Genomic DNA, 16761 nt, shown 5'->3' with positions numbered 1-16761 from the left:
GTCCGTTGCGGTTCAGCCCTCGGTGGCACCCAGGCTGACGTCGAGCTGCTCGGTGGCCTGGCCGCGGCGCACGGTCAGCGTCACCTCGTCGCCGGGGGCCGAGCTGCGGACGGCGGCGGTCAGCTCGGTCGAGGTGGTCACGACCCGGTCGCCGACCGCGGTGACCACGTCGCCGGCCCGCAGGCCCGCGTCGGCCGCGGGCGTGCCCGGCTCCACCTGCACCACCTGGGCACCGGTGCCGACCTCGGCGTTGGCGTCGTCCGCCGCGGTCTGGGCGCGCACGCCCAGGTAGGTGATCTCGGCGGAGCCGTCGGCGATGAGCTCCTGGGCGATCCGCGCGGCGGTGTTGCCGGGGATGGCGAAGCCGACGCCGATGCTGCCGCTCTGCGCCGAGGCGCCGGGCGCGCCCGCGGCGACCGTGGCGATGGCGGTGTTGATGCCGATCACCTCGCCGGCGCCGTCGACCAGCGCGCCACCGGAGTTGCCGGGGTTGATCGCCGCGTCGGTCTGCAGGGCGTCGATGACGGTGGCGTCACCCTCGGCCGAGCCGGTGGCCACGGCCCGGCCCTTGGCGCTGATGATGCCGTCGGTCACGGTGTCCGACAGGCCCAGCGGGGCGCCGATGGCGACGGCCAGGTCACCGACCTGCACCTCGTCGGAGTCGGCGAACTCGGCCGGGACCAGGCCCGAGGCGCCCTCCAGCTTGAGCACCGCCAGGTCGTAGACCGGCTGCGTGCCCACGATCGTCGCGTCGTACAGCGTGCCGTCGGCGGTGCGCACCGAGACGATGGGCTCGCCGGCGCCGTCCAGGCCGACCACGTGGTTGTTGGTCAGGACGTAGCCGTCCTCGCTGAGGATGACGCCCGACCCGCTGCCGGAGCCCGCGCCGTCGGTCACGTAGACCGTGACCGAGCTCGGCGCGGCCTTGGCCGCGGCGGCGGTGACGGCGGTCGCCGTCTCGGGGTTGGTGATGGTGACGTTCTGCGCGGCGGCCGTGCCACCGCCGCCGACCGTGCCGTCCTGGCCGTCGGCGAGCGCGACCACACCGGCCCCGGCGCCACCGCCGATCAGCGCCCCGGCGAGCAGGCCGGCGACGCCCATCCGCAGCCGGCCGGACCCGCGGGGCGACGGCGGGACGGGCGGGAGCTGACCCGGCTGCTGGGCGGGGAGCGGCTGGCCGGGGAGGGGCTGTCCGTGCCCGGCGGACCCCGGGGCCTGCGGGCCCGGCGCGGACTGCCCGCCGGCGGGCGGCTGCGGCCAGGTCGGCGGGGCCCAGGGGCCCGACGCCGAGGTGGGGGTGCCGTAGGGGTTCACGTGTCCTCGTCCTCCTCGTGGGCGGCACTCCACCGCCCTCCGACGACCACTGTGGTCCGTGCGGCTGGCCCAGGGCTGACGGTCTCCTGTGAGGTCCCTGGACGCCTCAGCGGGGGACGTCGGGGAGCAACCGGCCGCGGGCCACCAGCTCCACCACCGTCCACACCGCGGTGACCTGCGCTGCCAGCAGGCCGACGAGCACCAGCAGCTGGGCCGCGCCGGCCTCCAGCGGGCTGCCGCCACCGAGCAGCACCCCGACGAAGGCCCCGGGGAGCGTGACGAGCCCGACCGTGCGGGTCTGGTCCAGCGGGGGGACGAGCGCGGTGCCCGCCGCCTGGCGCAGCACCAGCCGGACGGCGTCCTGCTGCGGCAGGCCCAGCGCGAGGGCGGCCTCGACCTCGCCGCGGCGGGTCGCCAGCTCCTCGCGCAGCCGGCGGCCGGCCAGGGACGTGCCGGTCATCGCCCCGCCGACGAGGATCCCGGCGATCGGGATGACCGCCTCACCGCGCAGCGGCACGGCGCCGCCGGACAGCACCAGGGCCACCACCGGGGCGGCGCCGGCCAGCACGGGCACGGCCGCGGTGCCCACCCGGCGGGCGGCGCCCGGGCTGCGCAGGGCCAGGCCGGTGACCCGGCCGGCCGCGGTCACCGCCGCGACGCCGAGCATGAGCAGCACGAACAGCGCCGACAGGGCCAGCGAGCGCACGACCACCAGCAGGACGGCGGACACGGCGGCCAGCTGCACCGTCGCCCGAACGGCCGCGACGACGACCGGGCGGTCCTGGCCCAGCCCGGGCAGCCGGCCGGCGACCGCGGCGAGCACGGTCAGCGCGACCAGCACCACCGCGAGCCGAGGGCCGAGGTCGACGACGGAGGAACCCACGGGCGGTGATCTTGCCCGGCCGTCCGGTACTGCACAGCGGCGCCGTCCCCAACTGCCTTCCGCGCGCGAAAGGCAGTGGCGACGTCCTGGAACGGCCCCTCAGCAGGGTCCCGCCGGCCTCCCTGCAGGGTCCCGCCGCGAGCTTGCGAGTGGTGGGGAGCAGGGAGGTCCTTCGACTTCACCCGACGGCGATGATCTCCTCGCGCGGCTCGGTGCCCGTCACCCGGTGCACCGGCGGCACGAACGCCATCGGCGAGGTGCAGTGCCGCAGCAGCCAGCGGTGCAGCGCGTCCATCGGCCGGTGCAGCAGCCCGCCGTGTCCGGCGCTCATCGACAGCAGCGGGGTCGGGCAGGCCGCGGCCAGCACCCGCCCGCCGGTCGGCCCGGGTACCGGCGTGTGCGACAGCTGCAGCTCCGGCCACCGCTCGGCCCACCGCCCCGAGTCCGCGGCCCACTCACCGCCGTCGTCGGACCGCGTGTGCAGCACCAGCAGCGGCTGGCCGGAGCGCAGGGCCTCCTCGGCGGCGAAGGCGGCGACCGGTTCGTCGTCCTCCTGCTCGCCCAGGCCCAGCACCGCCACGTGCGGCCGGGAGCCGGTGCCGCCGGGGCGGGACCGGGGGACGACGACCACCGGCCGGGGTGACCGCGCGGCGACCCGCTGGGCGACCGAGGCCAGCACCAGCTCGTCGGCCGCGCCGGTGGTGGTGATGCCGAGGACGACCAGCTGGGCGTCCTCGGCCGCGCGCAGCAGCGCGGACACCGGCTCCCCGGGCACCAGCTCGGTGGAGACCGCGACCGACGGCGCGGTGTGCCGCGCGACGGTGTAGGCCTGCGCGGTCGCCCCCCGGGCGCGGGGCAGTTCGGTGGCGGGGCTGCCGGCCACGCCCCGGCGCCCGTGGTGCGGGGTGGCGTGCACGATCCGCAGCGGTGCGCCCCGACGGACGGCCTCCTCCGAGGCCCACCGCACCGCCCGCAGCCCGCAGTCGCTGCCGTCGGCCCCGACCACGATGGGGGCCTGCGGGTCGTCGCCCGCCGGGCCGGGCGCGGGCAGCGTCCCGGCGGGAGTGGGAGTCGTCGTGGGCACGGGCACCTCCGGATGACAGTTGTCCCCCGTGGCTGGCGTCGAGGGTCCTCGCCCCGGGCGCCGCTGGGAAGACGGTCCGGACACGGAGGGTGCAAGAGACGTGCGGTTGGGTAGGGGCGGGACCCCGGGCCGCCGTTCGCCCGGCCCCGTCCTGGAGGGTGCCCCCCGTGTCCGACCGCGGTCCGCTTCCCCGCTTCCTGCTCGGTGTCGGCGCCGTCGTCGGCGCCGGGCTGGTCGCCGTCGGTGGCCTGGCCCTGCGACCGGCGGGCCTGGTCGCGGTGGGCCTCGCGGCGGTCGTCTCCTCCTGCCTGGCCGCCGGGGTGGCCCGCGAGTCGCGGCCCGAGCGGTCAGCCGTCGTCGAGGCGGCGTGGAAGGCCGGGGCCACGACCGTCGGGGTGCTGCTCCTGCTCTCCGGCACCGCGGTCCTCGGCGGCGCGGTGCTCACCCTGCTGGTGGCCGGGGCCGCTGCCGCGGCGTGGGCGGTCGCGGCACTCGTCCGCGGCTCGCGGGCGGCGACGACGCGGGCCGCGGTGGCGGCGCCACCGATGCCGGCGCCGTCCGCCCCGCTGCCGCCGGTGTCCGCGCTGTCGACCGGCGACCTCGGCCGGGAGTGGGTCCGGACGACGACGGCGCTGAGCGGCCCGCTGGACGCCCGCAGCCGCGAGGCGATCGTCGCCCGCCGCCGGGAGACCCTCGACGAGCTGGAGCGGCGCGACCCCGAGGGCTTCGCGCGCTGGCTGTCCGGCGTCCCGCTCCCCGGCAGCGACCCGAGCGGCGAGATGCGGCACGGCGACGCGGCGGCCTGAGACCCGGAAAGAGGTCGACCACCCGGGGGCGGACGGTCACACTGCGGCGTGCTCGTCACCTTGTCCACCACGCACGCGCCCGCCACCCGACCTCGGGTTCCTGCTGCACAAGAACCCCGCCCGGGCGCAGCAGGTGGCGGTCTCCACCGGCACCGCGCACGTCTTCTACCCCGAGGCGCACGAGCAGCGCTGCACCGTGGCCCTGCTGCTCGAGGTCGACCCCGTCGGGCTCGTGCGGAGCGCACGGGCCGGCGGGGCCGAGGGGACGGCGCTGGCGCAGTACGTCAACGACCGTCCCTACGCCGCGTCCAGCCTGCTGGCCGTGGCACTCGGCAAGGCCTTCTCCAGCGCCCGCCGCGGCGTGAGCAAGGAGCGCCCCGAGCTCGTCGACGTCCCCCTGCCGCTGGAGGTGCACGTGCCGGCGCTCTCCTGCCGCGGGGGCGCGGAGACGGCACACCGCTTCTTCGCCCCGCTGGGCTGGCGGGTCGAGGCGACGGCGGTGCCGCTGGACGGGACGCGCCCGGACTGGGGGGACTCCCGGTACGTCGACCTGCGGCTCGCGGACGCGCTCAACCACCTCTACGTCGCCCTGCCGGTGCTCGACGACGCCAAGCACTACTGGATCGGGGACGACGAGGTCGAGAAGCTGCTGCGCGCGGGCGGTGGCTGGCTGGCCACGCACCCGGAGCGCGACCTGATCACGCGCAGGTACCTGGGCCACCGGACGGGGCTGACCCGCCGCGCCATCGAGCGGCTCGCCGAGGTCGACGACGTCGAGGCCGACGTGCTGGACGACGCCACCGCCCCGCCGGTCGCGGCGGCGGGCGGCCCGCGGACCACGGACGGCGAGGAGGCGGCCGACCGGCCGGTGCCCCTGGTGCTCCAGCGGCACGGGGCGGTGCTGGCGGCGCTCCGCTCCGTGGGCGCCCAGCGGGTCGTGGACCTGGGCTGCGGTGCGGGGGCGCTGCTCGGCACGCTCCTGGCCGAGCCGGCGTTCACCGAGGTCCTCGGCGTGGACGTCAGCGCCCGGGCCCTGGAGGTGGCCGCCCGGCGGCTGCGGCTCGACCGGCTGCCCGAGCGGCAGCGGGCGCGGATCCGGCTCCTGCAGAGCGGCCTGACCTACACCGACGCCCGGCTGCGGGGCTACGACGCAGCGGTGCTGATGGAGGTGGTCGAGCACCTGGACCCGGACCGGCTGCCGGCGCTCGAGCACGCCGTCTTCGGCGCCGCCGGCCCGGCCACGGTCGTCGTGACCACGCCCAACGTCGAGTACAACGTCCGGTTCGAGGGGCTGCCGGCCGGCGCGTTCCGGCACCGGGACCACCGGTTCGAGTGGACCCGGGCGCAGTTCGCCGGCTGGGCCGCCGCGGTCGGCGACCGGTACGGGTACGCGGTCCGGCTGCTCGGCGTCGGCGAGGTGGACCCGGAGGTGGGGACGCCGACGCAGATGGCCGTGTTCACCCGCGGCGGGACGGCGGAGGTGGCGGCGTGACGGGGGAGCCGCGCACCGTCGTCGTCCCCGACCTGGCCCTGGTCGTGCTCATCGGGGTGAGCGGTTCGGGCAAGAGCACGTTCGCCCGCCGGCACTTCCGGCCCACCCAGGTGCTGTCCAGCGACGCCTGCCGCGGCCTGGTCGCCGACGACGAGGACGACCAGTCGGCCACCCCGGCGGCCTTCGCGCTGCTGCACCACATCGCCGGCGTCCGGCTGCGCGCCGGGCGGCTGACCGTCGTGGACGCCACCAACGTCAAGGCCGAGGACCGCGCCTCGCTCGTCCGGCTGGCGCGCGACCACGACGTGCTGCCGGTGGCGATCGTGCTCGACGTGCCCGAGGCGGAGTGCCTCGCGCGCAATGCCGCCCGGCCGGACCGCGACCTGGCTCCGGGGGTCGTCCGGCGGCAGCGGGCCGACCTGCGGCGCGGCCTGCGTGGTCTGGGCCGTGAGGGCTTCCGCAAGGTGCACGTGCTCGACGGCACCGACGAGGTCGACCGCGCGGTCATCGCCTACGAGAAGCAGTACAACGACCGGCGCGAGGACAGCGGCCCGTTCGACGTGGTCGGGGACGTGCACGGGTGCCGCACCGAGCTCGAAGAGCTGCTCGGGCAGCTCGGCTACGACCTCCGCCGGGACGACCGCGGCCGGCCCGTGGACGCCGAGCACCCGGCCGGACGCCGTGCGGTCTTCGTCGGCGACCTCGTCGACCGCGGCCCGGACTCACCCGGCGTGCTGCGCCTGGTCATGGGCATGGTCGCCGCCGGGCATGCCCTGTGCGTCCCCGGCAACCACGAGCACAAGCTGGTGCGCGCCCTGCGCGGGCGCAACGTGCAGGTCACCCACGGCCTGGAGCGCACGCTGGCCCAGCTCGAGTCGGAGGACGAGCACTTCCGGCGCGAGGTCGAGACCTTCTGCCACGGCCTGGTCAGCCACTACGTCCTCGACGGCGGCGCGCTCGTGGTCGCGCACGCCGGACTGAAGGAGTCGCTGCAGGGGCGGTCCAGCGCCCGGGTGCGGGACTTCGCGCTGTACGGGGAGACGACGGGGGAGACCGACGAGTTCGGCCTGCCGGTGCGCTACCCGTGGGCGGAGGAGTACCGCGGCCGCGCGACGGTCCTCTACGGGCACACCCCGGTGCCGACGCCGGAGTGGGTGAACGGCACGCTCTGCCTGGACACCGGGTGCGTCTTCGGCGGCCGGCTCACCGCGCTGCGCTACCCGGAACGGGAACTGGTCAGCGTGCCGGCACAGCAGACGTACTACGAGCCGGCCCGCCCGTTCCTGCCCGCGGAGGACGCCGCCCCACCGGTGGCGGAACGGCGCCCGGACGGCGTCCTGGACGTGGACGACGTGCTCGGCAAGCGCGTGGTGGAGACCCGGCTCGCGGGCCGGGTGACCGTGCGCGAGGAGAACGCGGCGGCGGCGATCGAGGTGATGAGCCGGTTCGCCGTCGCCCCGGCGCAGCTGCTCCACCTGCCGCCGACGATGAGCCCGTCGGCCACCTCGACCCGGCCGGGGCTGCTCGAGCACCCGGCGGAGGCGTTCGCGTACTACCGGGGCGAGGGCGTGGCAGACGTCGTGTGCCAGGAGAAGCACATGGGTTCCCGGGCGGTGGCGCTGGTCCGCCGCGACGGCAGCGGCGTCCTGCACACCCGGACCGGCCGCTCCTTCACCGGGCCCGAGGTCACCGCCGCCTTCACCAGCCGGCTCTCGGCCGCCGTGGAGGGCGCCGGGCTGTTCGACGAGCTGGGCACCGACTGGGTGCTGCTGGACGCCGAGCTGCTGCCCTGGTCGGCCAAGGCCGGCGACCTCATCCGCAGCCAGTACGCGGCGGTCGGGGCCGCCGCCCGGGCGGCGCTGCCGGCGGCCCTCGCGACGCTGGAGGCCGCGACCGGGCGGGGTCTGGACGTGGGGGACCTGCTCGACCGCCAGCGGCGGCGGTCAGCCGACGCCGAGGCGTTCACGGAGGTCTACCGGCGCTACTGCTGGCCCACCGACGGGCTGACGGGCGTCTGCCTCGCGCCGTTCCAGGTGCTCGCCACGGCGGGGACGACGTACGCCGACCGGCCGCACGCCTGGCACCTCTCGGTCGCCGACCGCCTGGTCGGGGCCGACCCCGAGCTGGTCCGTGCGACCCGCTCGCGCGCCGTCGACGTCACCGACCCGGCCGCGGAGGCCGCGGCGACGGAGTGGTGGGAGGAGCTGACCGCGGCCGGCGGGGAGGGCATGGTCGTGAAGCCGGCGGCCAACCTGACCCGGGGACGGCGGGGCTACGTGCAGCCCGGCCTCAAGGTCCGTGGACGTGAGTACCTGCGGCTGGTCTACGGCCCGGACTACACCGAGCCGCAGCACCTCGACCGGCTGCGCGAGCGCTCGCTGGGGCGCAAGCGGGGGCTGGCGCTGCGCGAGTACGCGCTCGGTCTCGAGGCGTTGGAGCGGCTGGCGCGGGGTGAGCCGCTCTGGCGGGTGCACGAGTGCGTCTTCGCCGTCCTGGCGCTGGAGTCCGAGCCGGTCGACCCGCGGCTGTGACCAGCCGGGACCCGTGCGCACGCCGGCGGTCCCCCTGCAGGTGAGAGGACGGCTTCCCTCGTCACCCGGGGGCGGCTCCCGGATGATGACCCGGGTGACGGGACGGCGGTGGACCGGGCGGTGGGCCGCCGGGGCCGCCCTGGGCGTGCCCGCCGCCGGGTAGGAGCCGTGACCCCCGGCGATGACCTGATGCGCGGCGCCGCTGCGGTCGCCGCGCGGGTGCTGGCGGACCTGTGGCCGGATGACCGGGCCGTGGTCGGCACGGAGGACGTCAGCGCCACGCACTTCGTGGTGTGCGCCCACCACGACGGTGTCCGCGTGCGCCGCACGGGCGAGGCGGACGGGGGGCTGGCGGACGTCGTGGACCTGGGGTCTGCGGAGCCCTTCCGGCTGCCGCCGGGCGCGCGCCGGGTCTCGGACGGCGTCGTGGCGGTCCGGCTGCCCCGGCGGGGCCTCCGTCGCCGTCCGCGACCGGTGGACTGGACCCCGACGGAGGTCGAGGACCTCTGCCGGCGCCTCAACGCCGCCGACGCGCTGGTCATCGGCACCGCGGAGACCTCCTGCCGGGTGTGCGGCTTCGCCGACCAGCTCGGGTCGGAGCGCTGGTTCGCCGGTGAGCCGCAGTACCTGACCTGCTCCTGCTGTGGCAGCCGGTCGGGGTCGGACGACCTGCGGCCCGACCTGGTCCGGTGGTCACGTCGGAGGTGGGTGGACGGTGGCCGGGCCTGGCGGTACCCCGAGGACCGGCCGGCCGACTGGGACCCGGACGCCGCCGTCGCCGCGCTGCCGACGAGGTGGCGGGACCCCTGATCCCCGCGGGCGGTGCGCCCGTGTCCAGGAGACCCCGGGGGTCCACCTGGTGCCGGACCTCGCCGACTGCCGAGCCGAACCGGCCCCACAGCTCCCGGAGGCCGTGGTGGTTACGGCTGGCGGGGCCCGTGTCCCCATGGCGTCCACGTCACGGTCCGTCGACCCCGAGGGTGCGTCGGGCGCACGACACGGGTCGGCGCCCTGCCGGCATGCCCGTGCACGGGAGAAGTGGTTGCCGCGTGTCGTCCGTGGGATGGAGACTTGCCGCCCCGTGGAGGGAGCCGGCGATGTCGTGGAACCTCAAGGGCAGCTACGCCGAGACCTGCTCGTGCGAGCTGATGTGCCCGTGCAACCTCTCGTTCGACCACGGCGCCACCTACGACTTCTGCCGGGCGACGCTGGCCTTCGACATCCGCGAGGGTGAGGTCGACGGCACCGACGTCCGGGGCCGCAAGGTGGTGACGATCATCGACACCCCGAAGGTCATGACCGATGGCAACTGGCGACTCGGGATGTTCGTCGACGACCAGGCCAGCGACGAGCAGTTCGACAAGCTGGTCAAGGTCTTCGGCGGACAGCTCGGCGGCCCGATGGCGGCGCTCGCGCCGCTGGTGGGCGAGGTCGTCGGGGTCGAACGGGCGCCGATCGAGATGCGCGACGACGGGCTGCGGCACAGTGTCCGCGTCGGCGACGCCATCGACTTCGAGGTCGAGGACATCGTGCCGTTCGGCAAGGAGGACGGCCGGCCGGTCCGGTTCGACGGCGCGTTCCACCCGGTCGCGTCGAACCTGACGATGGCCGAGGCGCGGCGCTCGCGGATCGACGCCTTCGGCATCCGCTACGAGGGCAGGACCGGCGTCTCCACCGCGGAGTTCTCCTGGACCGCGTGACCCGATGACCGCTCCGGCGCAGGCACGCCCCACCGGAGGCGGCGGCCTCGCGCCGGCCTTCGCCGCCGTCCGCGCCCGTCTGGGGCTGGTCGCCGTCCTGTTCGCCCTCGCCGCTGGCGGCTGGTGGTGGACCGCCCGGCAGATGCGGGGCATGGACGAGGGGCCGTGGACCGGCCTGGGGACGCTGGGCTGGTTCCTCGGGATCTGGGTCGTGATGATGGCCGCGATGATGTTCCCGTCGGTCGCGCCGACGGTCGCGCTGTACTCCCGCACGACCCGCCGGCGGTCCCCGCTGTCGCCCCTGCTGTTCGTGCTCGGGTACCTGGTCACGTGGGCCGGCGCGGGACTGGTGGCCTTCGCGCTCATCACCCTCGTGGGCCGGGCGGCGGGTGACGTCCTCGCCTGGGACCGGACGGGCCGGTGGGTCGCCGGTGCCACGCTCCTCGTCGCGGCGGGCTACGAGTTGAGCCCGCTCAAGGACGTCTGCCTCGGCAGGTGCCGGAGTCCGCTCGGCTTCCTGCTCGGTGCCTGGCGGGACGGCCACGGGGGAGCACTGCGGATGGGCGCGCGGCACGGCGCCTGGTGCGTCGGCTGCTGCTGGGCGCTGATGGCCTCGCTGTTCGCGCTGGGCGTCATGAGTGTTGCCTGGATGGCCTTCGTCGCGGGCCTGATCGCTCTCGAGAAGACCCTGCCGTGGCGCCGGGTCGCGGTCTACGGGACGGCTGCCGTCCTGCTCACCCTCGGCGTCCTGCTGCTGGCCGCCCCCGACGCCGTCCCGGCTCTCACCGTCCCCGGCGCCGGCCAGATGGACGAGATGGAGCCCATGGGCTCCTAGCGGTTCCGGCGCTGACGGACCGGTGTCAGCAGGACCGGGACTCCCGCCGTCCTGGCCGGCACGGTCCCGCGATCCGGCGCTGGTCGGTCGTCCCCTGCGGTGTCCCTATCCTTGGAGGCCGGGGCGTGGCCCCGTGTCCCGCCGGCGTGGCGCAACTGGCAGCGCACCCGACTTGTAATCGGGCGGTTGGGGGTTCGAGTCCCCCCGTCGGCTCACTCCTCTCCCTCGCGCTGCATCCGCCGGGGCGTAGCGCCCCGCGGACGGGGTAGCACTGCGAGACGCAGTCGGCCACGTCGGTCCTCGGTCGCTGCCACCTCCTGCAGCGCACTCCCGACGACGAGGACCCCTGTGGCCACGGACACCAGCACCCACGACGCGGCTCCCCTGATCAGCCCGCCCCGTCTCCGCACGGACGAGGACCGCACCGCGTCACGGCTCGAGCTGTTCCTCGACCTCGCGTACGTGCTCGTCGTCGCCCAGCTCGCCACCGCCCTCGCGGAGGACCTGACCTGGCACGGCGCCGGGGTGTTCGCCGGGCTCTTCACCGTCACCTGGTGGTCGTGGGTGACCATTACGCTCTACGCCAACCGGTTCGACACGAACGACGTGGTCTACCGGATCGTCAAGCTCGCCGGCATGTTCGGGGTGGCGGTGATGGCGGCCGGGGCCACCGAGGCCGTCGGCGCGCAGTCCGGGGTCTTCACCCTCGGCTACCTGGCCACCCGGGTGATGCTGCTCGTCCTCTACGCGCGCGCGTGGCGGCACGTCACCGAGGCGCGGGGGACCGTCGCGGTCTACCTGGGCAGCACCGGCGCCGGGGCTGCGCTGTGGACGGTGTCGCTGGCGGTGCCCGCGCCCGCGCGGTACTGGCTGTGGGCCGCGGGCATCCTGCTCGAGGCGGCCGGACCGCTCGTCGCCACCCGCTACGGCCGTGACGTGCCCCTGCACGTCGAGCACCTGCCCGAGCGGTTCGCCCTCTTCGTGATCCTGGTCCTCGGCGAGTCCGTCACGTCGGTGGTCAAGGGCATGTACGAGACCGACTGGCGGACGTCGTCGGTCGTCGTGGCCGCGGTCGGGTTCGTCATCGCCGCCGCGCTGTGGTGGAGCTACTTCGACCTCGGCGGGGCGGCCGGCAAGCAGCACCTGCTCGCGGGCGACGGGGCCGAGCAGCGCAGCGGCACCGCCGACCGCTACGTGTACGGGCACCTGCCCCTCACCCTCGGGCTGGCCGCCGTGGGGGTCGGCATCGAGCAGTACGTCGTCCACCCCGTCGGGGAGCTGACGACCGGTGGGCGCTGGGCGCTGTGCGCCGGGACGGCACTGTTCCTGGCCGGCACGGCGGTGCTCATCGCCGGGACCTCCGGCTCGTGGCGGGCGGCCTGGCCGTGGCCCACCGCGGCGATCCCGGTCGTCGTCGCGGTCGGCGTCTTCGACGAGGTCGTGCCGTTCGTGACCGTGAGCGCCATCGGCGTCGCGCTGCTCCTCGTCGTGCTCGCCGGCATCCGGGAGCAGCGCCGGGGCAGGATCGAGACGACCGAGACCTGACCTGCCGAGCCCCGGCGGGACGCGTACCGCTGCGTGCCGACCCGGACCGGCGCGCTCGTGTCGGTCGAGAGCGTCCTGCTGGCCTGCGAGGAGCGCGTCCAACGGGCTGCGCCGGCTGGCTATGGTCGGCGGGTGAGCGGGGAGCACGTGGTGCGGGACCTCTACGAGCGCTACCAGGCGCGCGACTGGGAGGCGGCGACCGCGCTGCTGCACCCGGAGGCGCGGCTGCGCATGCCGGCCACCGACGAGCAGCTGACCGGTCGGGAGCAGCTGATCGCCTTCCAGCGCGACTACCCGGAGCCGTGGGGTGACCTGCGGGTCCTCCGGGCGGTGGGCGCCTCGTCGACGTGTGCCGCGGAGGTCGAGATCGTCAGCGAGGCCGCGGTGTTCCGCTGCGCCGCCTTCTGGACCGTCCGGGACGGCCTGCTGCACGACGGCGTCGAGTACTGGGTGACCGTCGGCGGTGACCGGCCGCCGGAGCACCGCGTGGCCGCGCCCGGCTGACCCGGTGAACGGAGCTCAGCGACCGTAGTGCGGGGAGGCGATGACGTCGGCCTCCTGTCCCTCCCGCGGCTCGGACGGGACGGCCGGCAGCAGCAGGGTGAACACCGGCGGCGCGACGCGGGTCAGCGTGAGCCGGCCCTGCTCGGCCTCGACCAGGCGGCGGGCCAGCGCCAGGCCGATGCCGTGCCCGTCCCGCCGGTCGACCTGCCGGGAGAAGAGCACGCCCTCGGGGTCGTGCACGCCGGGGCCCTCGTCGCTGATGTCGACCGCCACGGCGCCGGAGGCCTCCCGGACGGCGACGGTGACCGTCCCGCGGCCGTGCGTGGTGGCGTTGTCCACCAGCACGCCCAGCACCTGGCGGACCGCTGCCGTGGAGGCGAGCGCGTCCGGCGTGCCCGGCTCGACGCGCACCTCCAGGTCCCGGCCGTGCAGTGCCAGGCGCGCCCCCCACTCGGGGGACAGCTCACCGAGCAGCCTGTCCAGGTCGACCGGTCCGGACGACGCGGCCTGCCCGGCGCGGGCGAGGGCCAGCAGCTCGTCGATGATCGCCTCGAGGCGGTCGGCGTCGACCAGGCTCGCGGCGATCGCCGGCCGCGGATCGGCGTCGGTGCGCTCCAGCGCTGCCTCCAGGCGCAGCCGCATGCCCGCCAGCGGCGTCCGGAGCTGGTGCGAGGCGTCGGCGGAGAACGCCCGCTCACGCGCGAGCAGGTCGTCCAGGCGGGCCGCCGTCGCGTCGAGTGCGGCGCCGACCGCGTCGATCTCCTCGACGCCGCCCCGGCGGTTGCGGACGGTGAAGTCGCCCTCCCCGAGCCGGCGGGCGCTGGCCTCCAGGTCCTCCAGCGGGCGCGCCAGCCGGCGGGCCTGCCGGCGTGCCACCAGCCAGGTGACGGTCACCGCCGCGGCGGCCAGCCCGGCCATCCCGGCCCAGGTGAGGACGACCCCACCGAGCACGTCGGCGCGGTCCTCGGTGACCAGCACGGCGCCGATCACCTCCTGCCCGTGGGTGACCGGGACCCCCGCCACCAGCAGGTCCCCGTCGATGCGGGACCTCACCTCCCCGTCCAGGGCCTCCCAGAGGACGGCGACGTCGCGGTCGGGCGCGGTCCCGGCCAGCAGGCGGCCGTCCTCGTCGAACACGGCCGCGGTGAGCTCCTCGTCGTCGTGGCCGATGTCGGTGAGGGCGTCGGGGTCGATGGGGATGTTCCAGTCCACCTCCTCCGCGACGTCGATGGAGACGTCGCTGGCCTCCCGCACCAGGTGGCCGCGCTCCTGTCCCAGCAGGTGCGCGTACACCGCGTAGCCCAGCGGGACGGCGAACAGGCAGGTGGCGAGGGCAGAGGCCAGGACGGCCAGGGCGACGATCCGGGTGCGCACGGGCGTGGCCTCCGTTCCGCGGTCGGCGGGTACCGCGCCGGGTGGCCGCCAGCGTGCCCCGCCGCCCCTGCCCTGTCACCGTCTCCGGCCGCGGCGCGACGGGCCCCGGAGCGGGCGGAGCGGTGCCACGATGCCCGCATGGCCGGTCGGGTCCTGCTGGTCGAGGACGATGCGTCGATCGGCGAGGTGCTGGCCGCGAGCCTGCGCAGCCACGCCTACGACGTCGCCTGGGAGCGCACCGGCGCCGGGGCGCTGGCCCGCGCGGCGGTGGGTCCGGTGGACCTCGTGCTGCTCGACCTGGGCCTGCCCGACCTCGACGGCGTGGAGGTCTGCCGGCAGCTCCGGGGGTCCCAGCCGGGCTGCGTGCTGGTGATGCTGACCGCGCGCTCGGCGGAGATGGACGTCGTCGTCGGCCTGGAGGCGGGCGCCGACGACTACCTGGTCAAGCCGGTCCGGCTGGCCGAGCTGCACGCCCGGCTGCGCGCGCACCTGCGCCGGGGCGGCAGCGGGACGACGGGGCCGGCCGTCCGCGCCGTGGGGGACCTGGTGGTCGACGTCGCCCGGCACCGGGTCACCGTGGCCGGCGGGGAGCTGCACCTGCGGCCCAAGGAGTTCGACCTGCTCGCGCGGCTGGCCGCGCAGCCGGAGGTGGCGCACAGCCGGGAGCAGCTCATGGCCGACGTGTGGGACGAGAACTGGTTCGGCTCCACCAAGACCCTCGACGTCCACGTCGCCGCGCTGCGGCGCAAGCTGCACGAGGGGTCGCCGCCCGGCCGCCGCGTCCCGCAGATCGTCACCGTCCGCGGGCACGGCTACCGGTTGGAGCTGGCCGCCCCCGACGCGCGGTAGGCCGCAGGCTGCCCGAGGACGCTGGCCGCCACCGGCGCCAGCGCCCAGGTGGCCGCCCGGGACACCGTGCCCTCGCCGATGTCCGGCGGGTCCGCGGCGTCCAGCCGCTCGGCGGCGACCGGCCCGTCGGTGAGGACGGCGTGCACCTCGTCCAGGACGGCGTCGAGGCAGCGGTGCGGCTGGGCGACGTCCCGGGGCACGAACGCCTCGACGGTGAGCAGCTCGCCGCCGGCCGGGGCGCCGGGGCGCTCGTCGGGCGCCCAGCTCGGGACGATCGAGGACGGCGTCGGCGCGTGCTCCCACTGCAGGCTGACCGCGTGGTTGAGCAGCAGCGGGCCGAGCAGCGGGTTCCGTGTGAGGAGCCCGCCGACCACGAGGTGGAGGTCCGTCATCGCCGTCCTGCCCGCTGCGTCGGAGGGGTCGGGGGAGTGCCCCCAGACGCTAGGCGAGCGGCGGCCAGCGCGGGACCACGTCCGGGTAATAACCGGGTTAACCGGCGTGGCGTGGTGGGCCGGCGGCCGCGCCGCTAGCGTCGGCCCCCGTCCGGCGGCGAGACCACGGCGCCGGGGTCCGAACCCGAGGAGGCGGCCCGTGTCCGACCACGTGTACCGGCTGAGCGAGATCGTCGGCAGCAGCCAGACCAGCGTCGACGACGCCATCCGCACCGCGATCCGCAAGGCCGCGCAGACCGTGCGGCACATCGAGTGGTTCGAGACCAAGGAGATCCGCGGCCAGGTCGTCGACGGCGACGTCGGCTACTTCCAGGTGCGGCTGGCCGTCGGCTTCCGCGTCGAGGAGTAGCGGACCCCGAGCCTGGTGACGTGCTGGAACGGCCACCCTTCAGGGGCCCGGCCCCGTCCAGGGCACCGCCCCGAGCGTGCGAGGGGTGGGGAGGACGGGGTCCTTCGTCAATCGAAGCTGCCCGCGCCGTCCTGCCGGTAGGGGCTGCGGCGCTCGCGCTGCTCCCGCTCGCTGCGCTCGGCCCGCAGCCGCGCCGCCGTGCCCGGCGGGTACCCGGCCTTGGCCACCCGGTGCTCGGTCGTCTCGACCATGAACGCCAGGGAGAAGATCAGCCCCATGAGCAGCCCGCCGAAGGCGGCCGAGACCCGGTAGACCAGCGGCACCGGGACGACCGCCAGGCAGAGCACCAGCACGGGCAGCAGCTGCACCACCGCCCGGGTCAGGTGGCGGCGCACCCAGCCGGGCTCGGTCGTGTCGGCCAGCACCCACGGTGAGAGCCGCCGCGGCAGCCGGCCCCCCAGCGCGTAGCGCACCCACTGCAGCGGCGTGGGGCGCAGCGGCGCGGAACGGGTTCGCACATCACGACGGTAGGCCGGTGAGGGCGTTGCCGGGGACCTGTGGGCGGGAGCACACTCGCCCCGCGCGACCCGACGGCGAGGAGGACCGGCATGCACATCCGACAGCTGCTCCGTCGCAAGGGAGGGGACGTCGCCACGGTCGACGCCACCGCCAGCGTCCGCACCGCGCTGGAGCTGCTGGCCCGGCACCGGGTCGGCGCGCTCGTCGTCTCCGCCGACGGTCGCAGCGTCGACGGGATCCTGTCGGAGCGCGACGTCGTCCGCGCGCTGCACGAGCGGGGCGCCGGTCTGCTCGCCGACCCGGTGTCCAGCGTGATGACCCCGCAGGTGCACACCTGTGTGCCGGCCGCGGGTGTCGAGGAGCTGGCCCGGACGATGACCGAGCACCGGGTGCGACACGTGCCGGTCGTCGACGGCGGCGTCCTGGTCGGCATCGTCTCCATCGGCGACGTGGTCAAGGCGCGGCTCGACGAGCTGGAGGACGAGCGGGCCCAGCTGGTCGGCTACATCCAGACCAGCTGAGGA

The 16761-nt window shown here is 76.1% G+C and carries 16 protein-coding genes, 1 tRNA gene and 1 pseudogene; 12 read left to right on the top strand and 6 right to left on the bottom strand.

All coding sequences use genetic code 11. The features are described from left to right. Positions 1-12 precede the first annotated feature (12 nt). The 3 genes from BLR12_RS02555 to BLR12_RS02545 all read right to left on the bottom strand — a co-directional run bounded on the left by BLR12_RS02555 (position 13) and on the right by BLR12_RS02545 (position 3281). A complete protein-coding gene (locus tag BLR12_RS02555) occupies positions 13-1314 on the bottom strand; it encodes a S1C family serine protease (protein WP_091373011.1) in 1302 nt (433 codons plus the stop codon). A 106-nt stretch (positions 1315-1420) separates the two neighbouring features. Continuing rightward, a complete protein-coding gene (locus tag BLR12_RS02550; protein WP_091373008.1) occupies positions 1421-2197 on the bottom strand; it encodes an ABC transporter permease in 777 nt (258 codons plus the stop codon). A gap of 178 nt (positions 2198-2375) precedes the next feature. Next, on the bottom strand, positions 2376-3281 hold the full coding sequence (locus tag BLR12_RS02545; protein ID WP_091373005.1) for a universal stress protein: 906 nt from the start codon (positions 3279-3281) through the stop codon (positions 2376-2378). A gap of 167 nt (positions 3282-3448) precedes the next feature. Between BLR12_RS02545 and BLR12_RS02540 the strand changes: the two genes are divergently transcribed. The 9 genes and pseudogenes from BLR12_RS02540 to BLR12_RS02500 all read left to right on the top strand — a co-directional run bounded on the left by BLR12_RS02540 (position 3449) and on the right by BLR12_RS02500 (position 12694). Continuing rightward, complete coding sequence (locus tag BLR12_RS02540) at positions 3449-4087, top strand: hypothetical protein (protein ID WP_091373002.1); 639 nt, start codon at positions 3449-3451, stop codon at positions 4085-4087. A gap of 88 nt (positions 4088-4175) precedes the next feature. Next, positions 4176-5579, top strand: a pseudogene (locus BLR12_RS02535) (3' terminal RNA ribose 2'-O-methyltransferase Hen1); the annotation flags it as partial. Further along, complete coding sequence (locus BLR12_RS02530; RefSeq protein ID WP_091372998.1) at positions 5576-8110, top strand: polynucleotide kinase-phosphatase; 2535 nt, start codon at positions 5576-5578, stop codon at positions 8108-8110. The pseudogene BLR12_RS02535 and the gene BLR12_RS02530, both read left to right, overlap by 4 nt. Before the next feature lie 168 nt (positions 8111-8278). Continuing rightward, positions 8279-8920 (top strand): hypothetical protein, encoded by a 642-nt coding sequence (locus BLR12_RS02525; RefSeq protein ID WP_091372995.1) that lies wholly within the window; start codon positions 8279-8281, stop codon positions 8918-8920. A gap of 287 nt (positions 8921-9207) precedes the next feature. Continuing rightward, positions 9208-9810 carry a DUF1326 domain-containing protein gene (locus BLR12_RS02520; protein WP_091372992.1) on the top strand — a complete coding sequence of 201 codons (603 nt, stop codon included), beginning with the start codon at positions 9208-9210 and terminating at the stop codon, positions 9808-9810. A 4-nt stretch (positions 9811-9814) separates the two neighbouring features. Beyond that, on the top strand, positions 9815-10645 hold the full coding sequence (locus tag BLR12_RS02515) for a DUF2182 domain-containing protein (RefSeq protein WP_091372989.1): 831 nt from the start codon (positions 9815-9817) through the stop codon (positions 10643-10645). Between the two features lie 140 nt (positions 10646-10785). Then, positions 10786-10858: transfer RNA gene (locus tag BLR12_RS02510), tRNA-Thr, on the top strand. A 135-nt stretch (positions 10859-10993) separates the two neighbouring features. Then, the gene (locus tag BLR12_RS02505) at positions 10994-12190 is read left to right on the top strand and encodes a low temperature requirement protein A (protein ID WP_091372987.1); all 1197 of its coding nucleotides are present in this window, start codon (positions 10994-10996) and stop codon (positions 12188-12190) included. A 132-nt stretch (positions 12191-12322) separates the two neighbouring features. Further along, positions 12323-12694: a nuclear transport factor 2 family protein gene (locus tag BLR12_RS02500; RefSeq protein WP_176832309.1), complete on the top strand. Its 372-nt coding sequence runs from the start codon at positions 12323-12325 to the stop codon at positions 12692-12694. Positions 12695-12709: 15 nt separating this feature from the next. Here BLR12_RS02500 and BLR12_RS02495 read toward each other — a convergent pair whose 3' ends face one another. Next, a complete protein-coding gene (locus tag BLR12_RS02495) occupies positions 12710-14068 on the bottom strand; it encodes a sensor histidine kinase (protein WP_091372981.1) in 1359 nt (452 codons plus the stop codon). 138 nt (positions 14069-14206) lie between these two features. On the opposite strand from BLR12_RS02495, the gene BLR12_RS02490 reads away from it, so the two are divergent. After that, on the top strand, positions 14207-14917 hold the full coding sequence (locus tag BLR12_RS02490) for a response regulator transcription factor (RefSeq protein ID WP_091372978.1): 711 nt from the start codon (positions 14207-14209) through the stop codon (positions 14915-14917). Here BLR12_RS02490 and BLR12_RS02485 read toward each other — a convergent pair. Further along, the gene (locus BLR12_RS02485; RefSeq protein WP_091372975.1) at positions 14881-15309 is read right to left on the bottom strand and encodes a hypothetical protein; all 429 of its coding nucleotides are present in this window, start codon (positions 15307-15309) and stop codon (positions 14881-14883) included. The genes BLR12_RS02490 and BLR12_RS02485 overlap by 37 nt on opposite strands. A 199-nt stretch (positions 15310-15508) precedes the next feature. On the opposite strand from BLR12_RS02485, the gene BLR12_RS02480 reads away from it, so the two are divergent. Next, positions 15509-15718 (top strand): dodecin, encoded by a 210-nt coding sequence (locus BLR12_RS02480; protein WP_091372972.1) that lies wholly within the window; start codon positions 15509-15511, stop codon positions 15716-15718. A 107-nt stretch (positions 15719-15825) separates the two neighbouring features. Here BLR12_RS02480 and BLR12_RS02475 read toward each other — a convergent pair whose 3' ends face one another. After that, positions 15826-16236, bottom strand: a complete 411-nt coding sequence (locus BLR12_RS02475) for a DUF5313 family protein (protein ID WP_091372969.1) — start codon at positions 16234-16236, stop codon at positions 15826-15828. Positions 16237-16326: 90 nt separating this feature from the next. On the opposite strand from BLR12_RS02475, the gene BLR12_RS02470 reads away from it, so the two are divergent. Next, complete coding sequence (locus tag BLR12_RS02470; protein WP_091372966.1) at positions 16327-16758, top strand: CBS domain-containing protein; 432 nt, start codon at positions 16327-16329, stop codon at positions 16756-16758. Positions 16759-16761 lie beyond the last annotated feature (3 nt).

This window comes from Geodermatophilus sp. DSM 45219, from assembly GCF_900104025.1.
In the GTDB taxonomy this organism is placed as follows: Bacteria; Actinomycetota; Actinomycetes; order Mycobacteriales; family Geodermatophilaceae; genus Geodermatophilus.
Note: the sequence above shows the minus strand (reverse complement) of the source record. Positions and strands in the feature narration are given on the sequence as shown.